Raw genomic sequence first — 11,497 nt, 5'->3', positions numbered from 1 at the left:
TGCAGCGACCACGCGAACGAGCCGTACACCTCGGTGGGTGCGATGTCGGCGCCGATGATCGTGCCCGAGATGGTGACGAAGGCGCCGTCGTTCTTGTCGCCCTGTTCCGGCCGCGGGCTGGCTCCGGTCACGGTCAGCGTTCCACTGCTCATCGCCGCGAGCTTGGCCGCCGAGGGGCGCAGCCCGCCACGGAAACCGATGATCAGGGCGACGGCGATCGCCGCCAGCGCGGCAGCGGCGAGCAGGGTGATCCACATGACCGATACCCTATTGGCTCATGGCCGACCTAGCCACCGCCTTGGACCTCGCCGACGCCGCCGACGCGCTCACGCTGCCGCGTTTCGGCGCGCTCGACCTCGCGGTGACCACCAAACCCGACCTCACGCCGGTCTCCGACGCGGACCTGGCGTGCGAGACGATGCTGCGCGAGCGGATCGGCACCGCGCTCCCCGACGACCGCATCCTCGGCGAGGAGTTCGGCGGTGAAGCGCTGGCATGCGGCAGGCAGTGGGTGATCGACCCGATCGACGGCACGAAGAACTTCGTTCGCGGCGTTCCGGTGTGGGCGACGCTCATCGCCCTCATCGCCGACGGCGTGCCCGTCGTCGGCGTCGTCTCCGCGCCGGCCCTTGGCCGGCGGTGGTGGGCGTCGGCAGGCGAAGGCGCCTTCACGACCGGACCGGGCGACGCCGCTCCCCGCCGGATCGCGGTGTCCGAGGTGAGCGAACTATCCGACGCGAGCCTGGCGTTCTCCAGCCTGTCCGGCTGGGCCGACCGGGGGCTGCGCGAACCGTTCGTCGCATTGACCGACGACGTGTGGCGGGTGCGCGGTTTCGGCGACTTCTGGAACTACTGCCTCGTCGCCGAGGGCGCCGTCGACATCGCGGCCGAACCGGAGGTCTCGCTGTGGGACCTCGCCGCCGTCGACGTCCTGGTGCGCGAGGCGGGGGGCACGTTCACCAATCTCGACGGCGAGCCCGGGCCGCGGGGCGGCAGCGCCGTCGCCACCAACGGTGCGCTCCACGACCGAGTGCTGGCGCGACTGCGCTGATCGGCGACGCCCGGGTGGCGGGCAGGTGACCGGCGGACGGCCGTTCGGCGGTGATCCGCGATTTCGGCCGTTTACTACTGCCGATAGTGCCAAGATTGGGCTTCATGAGGTGGCTCGCCGCTATCTCTGTTTTCGTCGTCGCACTCGCGCTGGCCGGTCTCGGCTGGCTCGTCGGCGGCTGGGCGTGGTGGGTTCTCGCGGCGGGGGTGGCCGCGCTCGGCTCGATCGGCGTCTACGACTTGATCCAGACCTCTCACTCGGTGACGCGCAACTATCCGATCCTGGGCCACATGCGATTCCTCCTGGAGGAGATCCGCCCCGAGGTCCGCCAGTACTTCGTCGAATCCAACATCGAGGGCCGCCCGTTCGACCGCGAGCTGCGCGACCTGGTCTACGACCGCGCCAAGGGCAACCACGGCGAAGAACCGTTCGGCACGCAGCGCGACGTCAACGCGGTCGGCTACGAGTTCGTCGCGCACTCGCTGCGGGCGAAACCCAAGCCCGAAGGCCCGCAGCCGAAAGTGCGGATCGGGGGCCCGCGCTGCACCCAGCCGTACGACATCGCTTTGCTGAACGTGTCGGCGATGAGCTTCGGATCGATGTCGGGCAACGCCATCGAGGCGCTCAACGGCGGAGCCGCGCTCGGCGGATTCGCCCACGACACCGGCGAGGGGTCAATCAGCGCCTACCACCGCAAACGCGGGGGCGACCTGATCATGGAGGTCGCGTCGGGCTACTTCGGCTGCCGCACCGACGACGGACATTTCGACCCGGCGAAGTTCGCCGAACGCGCCCGACTCGACCAGGTCAAGGCGATCAACATCAAACTCTCCCAGGGGGCCAAGCCCGGACTCGGCGGACTGCTGCCGGGCGCCAAGGTCAATGCCGAGGTCGCGGCCGCGCGCGGCGTCCCGATCGGAACGACGGTCGTCTCGCCGCCGGTCCACAACGCCTTCGGCACACCCATCGAACTCATGACGTTCATCGACGAATTGCGGCAGCTCGCCGACGGGAAGCCGGTCGGATTCAAGCTCTGCATCGGCTCGAAACGTGAATTCCTCGCTCTGTGCAAGGGCATGCTCGCCACCGAGATCACGCCGGACTTCATCATCGTCGACGGCTCCGAGGGCGGCACCGGCGCCGGGCCGGTCGAGTTCGAGGACCATGTCGGCATGCCGCTGACCGAGGGGCTCATGTTCGTCCACAACGCGCTCGTCGGGGTCGGGTTGCGCGAGCAGATCCGGATCGGTGCCAGCGGCAAGGTCGCGACGGGCATCGACATCGTGAAGCGCATCTGCCAGGGCGCCGACTTCACACTCGCGGCGCGGGCGATGATGTTCGCCATCGGGTGCATCCAGGCGCAGAAGTGCCACACCAACGCCTGCCCGGTCGGCGTCGCGACACAGGACCCGGCGCGGGCTCGGGCGCTCGTCGTCGACGACAAGATCCAGCGCGTGTATCAGTACCAGCAGAAGACGGTGAACTCCGCGCTGCAGATCGTCTCGTCGATGGGGCTCGACTCCTTCGAGCAATTGACCCCGCGCAAACTCTTCCGCCGCGTCGACCCTCAGGTCACGAAGACCTATCACGATCTATTCGAGTGGCTGGAGCATCGACAACTGCTCACCGACCCGCCCGAAGCGTGGCATCGCGACTGGGTCACCGCGTCGGCCGAAACCCTCGATCCGGTCGAGGTGGCGGATCTGATCGAGCCCCTCGGTGCCACCGACGAGTACAACTAGCGGCTCGGGTGCCGCCGTTCAGTCCGACGACTCCCGTGCCCACCGCGCGACTCTGAGGCGCAGAAGGATCGCGGGGAGATAGGTGTACACGAGCCAGACGGCGATGAAGGCGCCCACGCAGGAGATTCCCCTCGTAGACCGGCATCGGCACCTCCTTGTCCGCCGCGACGAGGACCACGAACCGATAAGCCCAGTCGAGCAGGAACGGCACACCCAGCACGGCGAACGACCACCAGATCAACCGCCGTCGCTCCCCCGGGTTGGGAACGCGGAACCGGTCCGCGACGAAACGATCGGCGGCAACGCCGGCGGCCAACGTCGGGGTGGCGACGATCCCGGCGATACCGACCGCGCCGTCGCCCATTGCCTCGCCGAAGAACACCCACAGCACTCCGAAGCCGATCAGCGCGGCGAACAGCCACAGAATGTAGGGCCACACCGGAGCATCGGCGAGTTCGTCCCGGTCGATCTGCCGATCAGTCATGCGCGTCACGATAGCCTCCGATCATGACCGCCTTCCCCGCCGACGTTGCCGGGATCGTCCGCGACGCCGAGCACGTCACCGTGTTCACCGGTGCCGGCATGTCCGCCGAGAGCGGGATCGCCACGTTCCGCGGCAGCGGCGACGACAGTCTGTGGGGCCGATTCGACCCGATGCGCCTCGCCTCCGTCGACGGCTGGGAGGACGATCCCCGGCTGGTGTGGGGCTGGTACGCGTGGCGGATCGGGCAGCTCGGCGACGTCGAGCCCAACGCCGGTCACCGGGCGCTTGCTGACCTGGCCGGCGATCGGCGGGTCGTCGAGGTGGTCACCCAGAACGTCGATGATCTGCACGAACGGGCGGGCAGCACCGTCGTCAGCCACTTGCACGGCAATCTGCTGGCGACGCGCTGCTCGGTGTGCCGTGCGCCGTACGACGGTCCGGTGGCGCGCGACGACGCAGACCTGATCGACGGTGACTCGCTCGATTCCCTTCGCCTGGATCCGCCGGCCTGCGAGTCGTGCGGCGGCGACGTCCGGCCCGGCGTCGTGTGGTTCGGCGAGGTCCTGCCCGAGCGGGACTGGGCCGGCGCGGTCGAGTCATTCAATCGGTGCGACCTCGTGCTGATCGTCGGCACCAGCGGAATCGTCTACCCGGCGGCTGGACTACCCGTCGACGCGGTCGCGCGCGGGGTGCCCGTCGTCGAGATCAACCCGGAACCCTCCGGGCTGACCGACATCGCCACCCACTCGATTCGTGCCACCGCGGCGACCGCCTTGCCGCTGTTGGTCAGCGCCACGCGCGCCTGACCCACACGGTTTCGCCGATCCCGCATCGATCGAAGTGGGATCGACGAAATCATGCGGGACCGACGACGGTCACCCGGCCCGCGGCCGGATGCACGACGATTCAACTACTACACAATTGAGAAATAGGAGGAGCGATGCTCAAGGCGTTGCAGATCTGGTTGGTGATATTCGGTGCCACATGCGCCCTCATCGGTGCCGCGCACTTCTTCGGCGGGCAATGGACCTACATCGGCGGTGGCGAAGTGAATGCCACGATGGACTCGGAGCTGCGGTTCTACAGCTTGCTGTTCGTGGCGTTCGGGTTCACGGCGATCTGGGCTGCACGGGACATCCGGGGCCGGGCCAAGGTGATCGACGTCCTGAGCGCGGTGCTCATTCTCGGAGGCTTGGGGCGCCTGCTCGCGTGGGCGGCCAGCGGGGCGCCGCACGCGTTCTTCGTCGCGATGATTCCGGTGGAGATCCTGGTCGGACTCGCCCAACTCGTCGCGGTACGCGCGGTCACGCGGGAGCCGCAGCCGGGCGTGCCGTCGAGTCGCTAACCGAACGCTACGGTCGTTCCCGGTTCGATCACAGTGAACTCGGTCCCCGGCTTGCGCATCTCCTCCAGGCGCGCGTTGTGAATGCCGGCGCCGGCCGGTGAGAGCACGCCCTGGTGAATGGGAAAGGCGTTCGCCGGCTCGGCCGCGCGCAGGTAGTCGACCGATTCGGATAGCTTCATCCAGGGCGCCGCGGCGGGCAGGGCGAGGACTTCCACCGACACGAACGGGATGTAGAAGGAATCGCCGGGGTGCAGCAGCATGCCCGGACGTTCGTCGGTCCCGACGAGGTAGGCGATGTTGTCGATGACCGGCAGCTCGGGGTGGATGATCGCGTGCCGCCCTCCCGTGGCGCGAACCGTCAGCGGACCGATCTCGAAGCGCTGACCGGCGTGGGCATCGTTCCACTGCCCCTGTTCGGGGTCCGCGTTCAACTGGGCGGCCGTCGCCGGATCGGCCCACCGCGCAGCGTCGGGATTGGCGGCGACGAGCGCGGGCAGCCGCGCGACGTCGACGTGGTCGGGGTGCTGGTGGGTGATCAGGATCGCGTCGAGACCGGTGAGCGATTCGAAGCCCGACGAGAAGTTGCCCGGATCGAACAGGATCCGCGTGCCGTCGATGTCGGCGAGGAAGCAAGAATGGGCGAAGCTGGTGATCCTCATCAACCCATCATGCATCGACCCTGTGCGCAGATGTCGGAGTCGACTGGGACAGTGGACACGACCGACCCCCGACACGAGAAGGACCCCACATGCCACCGCGCCGCAGTCCGGCAGCCGATTCCCTGACACCCGCCGACCTCGCCGCGCTGACCGAGGCGCTCGCCAGCGGCAAACGGGCGACCGTGTACCTGCGCGAGGGCACACCGAGCCTAGGCCTGGACGCCGGTGCGTCGGCCCGAGTCGTGTCGGTCTCCGGTTCGACGGTGACGATCCGGCCGCGCGGCGTCGACGACGAACTGCCCTACGAGGCCGACGAGCTGGTGCGCACCAAACCCAAGCCACCCAAGCCAAAGGCCACCACGCCGACCGTGCCCACAAATTCGCCGACCGTGCCCACAAACTCGCCGACCGTGCCCACGAACTCGCCGAGTGGACCCCGACCAAAGCCAGCGGAGGCCAAGCGGTCAGGCACCAAGACCGGCACGACCGCAACAACATCGTCGACGAAGCCGTCGACGCGTACGAAAGCCGCGCCGAAAAGGGCACCGAAGTCGGTGACCGTGACCATCCACGGCTCGGCCGACAACGAATGGTGGGTGTCGGTCGCACGCGGTGGACGCAAACCCGGCCAGTCACGATCGGTCACCCCGGACGCGGTCGAGGGCGCACTGGGCGAACTCGACGACTACGCGGCGCTGACGGCGGCCAAGAGCATTCTCGACGCGGCCCGAGAGGCGGCTGAGCGGCGCGTCGAGGAACTGAGCCGCGAACTTGCGGCTGCCCAAGAAGCCCTCGACGCGCTCACTCCGAAGTAGGCCTCCCCTAAGTGATCACCGGAAACCAGCCCAGGTCCGCCCCGGCAGAGACCATGCGGGCCGCTCCGTAGGCGATCCATACGCCGAGCACGACGAGGGTGGCCTTGCTGAAGACGATGGAACTCCAGCGGGACAGGGCCTGTCTTCGTCCGGACAAGAGCACCCACACGGCGATGGCGACCGAGACGACAAGGGCGCCGAACAGGACCGGGCCCATCAGGTTGTAGCCAAAGGCGGACGAGACGTCGCCGTGGGCCAGCGTGACGAAGCTGCGCGTCAGCCCGCAACCGGGGCACGGCAACCCGGTCATGTGGCGGAAGATGCAGGTCCCGGGGCCGCTGGTGACGCTGGCCGTCGACCATGCCGCCGCGACCGCGAGCACCGCGCCGCCCCCGACCGCGACACCGAGTGCGGGCAGCCGACGGCGAAAAGGCCCCTGCTCGACACCGGCCGATGCGGCGGCGTGGTGCTCGGTGAGCGGGGCGGTCATGAAGCCAGGGTACCCACCGGTATCGACAAACTCCTTACCGTGGAGTAAGGTTTGTTCTTACTAGCGAGTAAGAAGCCCGCTAAGCGGTTGGCCACGACCCTTGTCCACGGGCCGGCCGTCCACAGTTCCACGAGACAGGTAGCAGCGTTTCATGACCACCACTGAACCCCGCGACACCTCCGCGGTCGGCAAGACCGAGACCAAGACCTCGCCGATCGGCTACGCGATGCGCGCCCTCTTCGCGGTCACCGGCTCGGAGTTCGCCAACAAGTTCGGGCTCCGCGAGCCGCTCAACCGCGTCGCCTACCAGGGCACCAAGACCGGCTTCCAGACCCTCGGTGCGGCGAACCGCGCGTTCACCAAGGCCAGCGGCGACGGCAAGCCGAAGCGCCCGGCGCTCTCCAACAAGGGTCTGTTCAACCTGAACCCTGACGACGAGCAGCAGATGATCGCCGAGACGGTGAAGGATTTCGCCACCGAGATCCTGCGCCCGGCCGCCTACGAGGCCGACGCGAAGGCCGAGGCGCCCGCCGAGATCCTCGAGCGCTCGGCAGAGCTCGGGATCACCATGATCAACGTCCCCGAGGAGTTCGACGGCGCTGCCGCCGAGCGCGGCGTCGTCACCAACGCGCTGGTCGCCGAGGCGATGGCCTACGGCGACATGGGTTTGGCCGTTCCGCTGCTGGCCCCCAGCGGTGTCGCGACCACCCTGACCAACTTCGGCACCGACGAGCAGCAGGCCACCTACCTGCCGGACTTCGCCGGTGAGAACGTGCCGCAGTCCGCGGTCGTCATCGCCGAGCCGAAGCCGCTCTTCGACGCGTTCAACCTGGCCACCAAGGCCACCCGGGTGCCCAGCGGCTACCGCCTCAACGGCGTGAAGTCCTTCGTTCCGGCCGCCGGATCGTCCGAGCTGTTCATCGTCGGCGCCGAACTCGACGGCCGCCCGGCGCTGTTCATCGTCGAGTCCGACACCAAGGGCCTGATCGTCGAGGCCGACCCGGGCATGGGCATCCGTGCCGCCGGGATGGGCCGCCTGCTCCTGCAGGACGTGGCCGTGCCGTCGAACGCGATCGTCGGCGGTGCCGAGAGCGACGCCGCGTTCGGCGCCTACCGCGACGTCGTGCGCCTGTCGCGGCTAGGCTGGGCGGCACTCGCCGCGGGCACCGGCCGGGCCATGCTCGACTACGTCATCCCCTACGTCAATGAGCGCGAGGCGTTCGGCGAGCCGATCTCCAACCGTCAGGCAGTGGCCTTCATGGTCGCCACCATGGCCACCGAACTCGACGGCCTGCGCCTGGTGACCCTGCGCGGCGCGTCGCGCGCGGAGCAGGGCCTGTCGTTCGCCCGCGAGGCGGCGCTCGCCCGCAAGCTGACCATCGACAAGGGCCTGCAGATCGGCCTGGACGGCGTTCAGCTACTCGGCGGCCACGGCTTCACCAAGGAGCACCCGGTGGAGCGCTGGTACCGCGATCTGCGCGGTGCGGGCCTGGGCGAGGGGATCGTCGTCCTCTAAGGGCGGCGAACCAGCAAGGAGAAGGCACAGACATGGCCATCAACCTCGAACTCCCCAAGAAGTTCGCCATGAACATCGACCAGGCGCGGCAAGCCGCCCACGAGGTGTTCCGGCCGATCTCGCGCAAGTACGACCTCGCCGAGCACGACTACCCCGTCGAGCTGGACACCCTCGCCGCGCTGTACGACGGATTGGCCGCAGCCGGCCAGGCCGGCGCCGGTGCGGCCGGCGGTCGCGGCGACGAGGCCAAGGAGCGCCCGGAGGGCATCGTCGTCAACGGCGGCAACATGCAGTCGATCATCAACTCGATGGAGGCCTCCTACGGCGACGTCGGCCTGATGCTCTCCATGCCCTACCAGGGCCTGGGCAACGCGGCCATCGCCGCGGTCGCGACCGACGAGCAGCTCGAGCGCTTCGGCAAGGTGTGGGCCGCCATGGCCATCACCGAGCCGAGCTTCGGCTCGGACTCGGCGGCGGTCACCGCGACGGCGACCCTCGACGGCGACGAGTACGTCATCAACGGCGAGAAGATCTTCGTGACCGCGGGTTCCCGCGCGACCCACATCGTCGTGTGGGCGTCGGTCGACCGCAGCCTCGGCCGCGCCGCGATCAAGTCCTTCGTCGTACCGCGCGAGCACCCCGGTGTGACCGTCGTGCGCCTGGAGGAGAAGCTCGGCATCCGCGCGTCGGACACCGCGGTGATCCGATTCGAAGACTGCCGAATCCCCGCGGGCAACCTCCTGGGCTCCCCCGAGGTCGACGTCAAGAAGGGCTTCGGCGGGGTCATGCAGACCTTCGACAACACCCGCCCGATGGTGGCCGCCATGGCCGTCGGCGTCGCGCGTGCGTCGTTGGAGGAGTTGCGACAGATCCTGGAGGAGAACGGGATCGAGATCGACTACGACCGTCCCGCTATCGACCAGCATGCCGCCGCAGCCGAGTTCATCCGGCTGGAGTCGGATTTCGAGGCGTCGTATCTGCTGACCATGCGCGCCGGCTGGATGGCCGACAACAAGGAGCCGAACTCGCTGGAGGCGTCGATGTCGAAGGCCAAGGCCGGCCGCACCGTCACCGACGTGACCAACAAGGCGGTCGAACTCGCGTCGACCTTCGGTTACTCCGAGCGCACCCTGCTGGAGAAGTGGGCCCGCGACTCGAAGATCCTCGACATCTTCGAGGGCACTCAGCAGATTCAGCAGCTGATCATCGCGCGTCGCGTCCTCGACAAGAGCAGCGCAGAACTTCGGTGACAACAGCACCGATCGAGGGGTGACGAGGGGCCGGGAGCTACATCTCCCGGCCCCTTATCGTTGCCCTCGCTATGCCGTCGGCTGCGGCGGTGCCGGCTGACCCGGTGCGGGTGCCGGCTGACCCGGCGTTGGCTGGCCGGGTGCGGGTGCCGTCGGGCTCGGCGTGGTCGGGCGGGGTGTCCGCATCCACGGCGGCGTCTCGCTGCGCGGACGACGGTCGTCCCAGTAGTAACGGCCCCAGTCGCCATCCTCGCCACCGGGTCCGCGGCGCGGGCCCCACCGGTCGTCATCGTCGTCGTCATAGCGGTCGTAGCGATCGCGATGCCGATCGTACCGATCGTGGCGGTCGTCCCAACGCTTGTGGTACCCGGGACCGCGGTCGTGATCGTCGCCGTCGGCGAAGACCCCGACGCCGAAGCCGAGAGCGAAGCCGAGTCCCAGACCGAGGACCGCCGAGATCAATGCCGCCCCGATCACAGTCGTCCAGATGTGGTCGCGCCACCAGTTCGACTTGGGCTGCTCTGCCGAAGCCCCGATCGGGGCGCCCGGCGGCGGAGGGGGTGCCCCGCCGCCCGGGGCGGTCTGCGCGTTCGCAACCGGTTCGGTCGGCGGTGCGGGGATACCGGCCGTGTCTTCGGCCGCGGGCGTCTGCGCGGTCGGGGCCTCGCCGGGGCCCGGCGCGCTGTTCGCGGCGTCGTCGGCGTTCTCTTGCGGCTTGTCAGTCATGGATCTTCCTCTCCATTGAGTGCGCTATCCACAATGCCCGCAATTCGGACGGCGCGCACCAAACACTCACATGATGCTCAGGGTTCGCTACGCTCCGGACATGACGACCCAACCCGCCACCACCGTGGCCGAAACGACCGTCGCCGCGTCGGCAGACGAGGTCTACGAGTTGATCACCGATCTGCCGACGCTGGCCCAGCTGGGCGAGGAGATCGCCGAAATGCGGTGGATCAAGGGCGATTCCGCCCGAGTCGGCAACACCTTCCGCGGCCGCAACCGCAACGGCTGGCACCGCTGGTCGACGACGTGCACCATCACCGACGCCGTCCCCGGCCAGGTGATCGCGTGGGACGTCAGCAGTCTCGGCGCGCCGATCGCCCACTGGCGCTACGAGTTCACCCCGACCGAAGACGGCTGCCGCGTCGTCGAAAGCATGTGGGACCGGCGTTCGGCGTTGCTCAAGCGCACCGCCCACCTGTTGACCGGCGTCCGCGACCGCGAAGGCGCCAACGCCGAGCACATGCGCGCCACACTCGCCCGGTTGAAGACGCGCGCCGAGGCTGCCTGAGACTCGCCGGCGACTGATTCAGGCACTCCCACCAGCGCATATCCACAAGGTGACCGACGGCACCCGATACCGATTTGCACGCGCGTACGACTCGCCGGTAACGTTGTGTTCACCGACGCGGGGTGGAGCAGCTCGGTAGCTCGCTGGGCTCATAACCCAGAGGTCGCAGGTTCAAATCCTGTCCCCGCTACGAAGATTCAGCCCTGACCAGCAAGAATGCCGGTCAGGGCTGAGTCATTTTCTGACCTCAAACGGCAGAATGCGCGTTAGTCATCACTTCTTCGGTCCCGCGCCGGACGCCGCCAGCGTGGCCTGAGCATCGGTTCACGCGTGGTCCGCCCTCGATCCGACGCTCGCTGCGCGAGAAGCGTGGCAACGGCATTGCGAAGTGCCTTGCGAGGTGGCAAGGTCACTGCGCACGATCGACCAACTCCCCTCAGCGAATACGATGACAAAGCCTGGAACAATTCCACTCCTCGACGAGACTTCGCCAAATCGAGAGTTACAGCCCCCAGCATTTCAGCTACTAGCTGTACCCGGCCATCACGTTGGTGACAGTCGGCTCGTTGGCGGTTGACCGTCGAGCGCGGTGTGGCGTCGTCGATTGTTGTAGAACTCGATCCAGGGATCAAGAGCGGCGGCTCGTTCGGCGTTGCTGATGAAGACCTGCCGGTAGGCCCACTCGGTTTGCAGGGTGCGGTTGTATCGTTCGACTTTGCCGTTCTGCCACGGGCAGTGTGCCTTGATCAGGATGTGTCTGGCCTCGAGAGCTTCGAGGACGTCGTTGACGTCGGTGCAGCGGGTGTAGGACCAGTGGTTGTCGGTCATGACTCGTTCGATCCGGTCGATTT

At 68.1% G+C, this 11,497-nt stretch carries 13 protein-coding genes, 1 tRNA gene and 1 pseudogene; 9 read left to right on the top strand and 6 right to left on the bottom strand.

The genetic code is table 11. The features are described from left to right. Positions 1-257, bottom strand: a pseudogene (locus GOARA_RS18475) (hypothetical protein); the annotation flags it as partial. A 20-nt stretch (positions 258-277) separates the two neighbouring features. Between GOARA_RS18475 and hisN the strand changes: the two are divergent. Both hisN and GOARA_RS18465 read left to right on the top strand, forming a co-directional pair. After that, complete coding sequence (gene hisN, locus GOARA_RS18470) at positions 278-1,051, top strand: histidinol-phosphatase (protein ID WP_007323955.1); 774 nt, start codon at positions 278-280, stop codon at positions 1,049-1,051. Between the two features lie 104 nt (positions 1,052-1,155). Further along, entirely contained in the window at positions 1,156-2,793 is a 1,638-nt protein-coding gene (locus tag GOARA_RS18465; protein ID WP_040523946.1) for an FMN-binding glutamate synthase family protein, read from the top strand. On the opposite strand, the gene GOARA_RS18460 is transcribed toward GOARA_RS18465, so the two are convergent. Then, positions 2,711-3,277, bottom strand: coding sequence for an ABZJ_00895 family protein (locus GOARA_RS18460; protein ID WP_040523945.1), 567 nt, complete (start codon positions 3,275-3,277; stop codon positions 2,711-2,713). The genes GOARA_RS18465 and GOARA_RS18460 overlap by 83 nt on opposite strands. A 23-nt stretch (positions 3,278-3,300) precedes the next feature. Here GOARA_RS18460 and GOARA_RS18455 point away from each other — a divergent pair, with 23 nt between their 5' ends. Both GOARA_RS18455 and GOARA_RS18450 read left to right on the top strand, forming a co-directional pair. Continuing rightward, the gene (locus GOARA_RS18455; protein WP_007323952.1) at positions 3,301-4,083 is read left to right on the top strand and encodes an SIR2 family NAD-dependent protein deacylase; all 783 of its coding nucleotides are present in this window, start codon (positions 3,301-3,303) and stop codon (positions 4,081-4,083) included. 134 nt (positions 4,084-4,217) lie between these two features. Continuing rightward, a complete protein-coding gene (locus tag GOARA_RS18450; RefSeq protein ID WP_007323951.1) occupies positions 4,218-4,622 on the top strand; it encodes a DUF4345 domain-containing protein in 405 nt (134 codons plus the stop codon). On the opposite strand, the gene GOARA_RS18445 is transcribed toward GOARA_RS18450, so the two are convergent. Further along, entirely contained in the window at positions 4,619-5,281 is a 663-nt protein-coding gene (locus GOARA_RS18445) for an MBL fold metallo-hydrolase (RefSeq protein WP_007323950.1), read from the bottom strand. The genes GOARA_RS18450 and GOARA_RS18445 overlap by 4 nt on opposite strands. Positions 5,282-5,370: 89 nt before the next feature. Here GOARA_RS18445 and GOARA_RS18440 point away from each other — a divergent pair, with 89 nt between their 5' ends. Beyond that, positions 5,371-6,096, top strand: coding sequence for a DUF6319 family protein (locus tag GOARA_RS18440; protein WP_007323949.1), 726 nt, complete (start codon positions 5,371-5,373; stop codon positions 6,094-6,096). A 7-nt stretch (positions 6,097-6,103) separates the two neighbouring features. Here GOARA_RS18440 and GOARA_RS20465 read toward each other — a convergent pair whose 3' ends face one another. Further along, positions 6,104-6,586, bottom strand: a complete 483-nt coding sequence (locus GOARA_RS20465) for a DUF2752 domain-containing protein (protein ID WP_007323948.1) — start codon at positions 6,584-6,586, stop codon at positions 6,104-6,106. A gap of 151 nt (positions 6,587-6,737) precedes the next feature. Between GOARA_RS20465 and GOARA_RS18430 the strand changes: the two genes are divergently transcribed. Continuing rightward, positions 6,738-8,102 carry an acyl-CoA dehydrogenase family protein gene (locus GOARA_RS18430; RefSeq protein ID WP_007323947.1) on the top strand — a complete coding sequence of 455 codons (1,365 nt, stop codon included), beginning with the start codon at positions 6,738-6,740 and terminating at the stop codon, positions 8,100-8,102. 32 nt (positions 8,103-8,134) lie between these two features. Continuing rightward, complete coding sequence (locus GOARA_RS18425; protein ID WP_007323946.1) at positions 8,135-9,352, top strand: acyl-CoA dehydrogenase family protein; 1,218 nt, start codon at positions 8,135-8,137, stop codon at positions 9,350-9,352. A 69-nt stretch (positions 9,353-9,421) separates the two neighbouring features. Here GOARA_RS18425 and GOARA_RS19110 read toward each other — a convergent pair whose 3' ends face one another. Beyond that, the gene (locus tag GOARA_RS19110; RefSeq protein WP_007323945.1) at positions 9,422-10,078 is read right to left on the bottom strand and encodes a hypothetical protein; all 657 of its coding nucleotides are present in this window, start codon (positions 10,076-10,078) and stop codon (positions 9,422-9,424) included. Between the two features lie 100 nt (positions 10,079-10,178). Here GOARA_RS19110 and GOARA_RS18415 point away from each other — a divergent pair, with 100 nt between their 5' ends. Both GOARA_RS18415 and GOARA_RS18410 read left to right on the top strand, forming a co-directional pair. Next, positions 10,179-10,646: an SRPBCC family protein gene (locus tag GOARA_RS18415; RefSeq protein WP_040523947.1), complete on the top strand. Its 468-nt coding sequence runs from the start codon at positions 10,179-10,181 to the stop codon at positions 10,644-10,646. A 116-nt stretch (positions 10,647-10,762) separates the two neighbouring features. Further along, a tRNA-Met gene (locus GOARA_RS18410) sits at positions 10,763-10,836 on the top strand. Positions 10,837-11,189: 353 nt separating this feature from the next. Here the strand turns inward: GOARA_RS18410 and GOARA_RS18405 are convergent. Beyond that, positions 11,190-11,497: integrase core domain-containing protein (locus tag GOARA_RS18405; protein ID WP_007323943.1), on the bottom strand; the 308-nt coding region annotated here is incomplete at its 5' end.

Source organism: Gordonia araii NBRC 100433, from assembly GCF_000241265.1.
GTDB lineage: Bacteria > Actinomycetota > Actinomycetes > Mycobacteriales > Mycobacteriaceae > Gordonia > Gordonia araii.
This window is presented reverse-complemented; position numbering and strand designations above follow the sequence as displayed.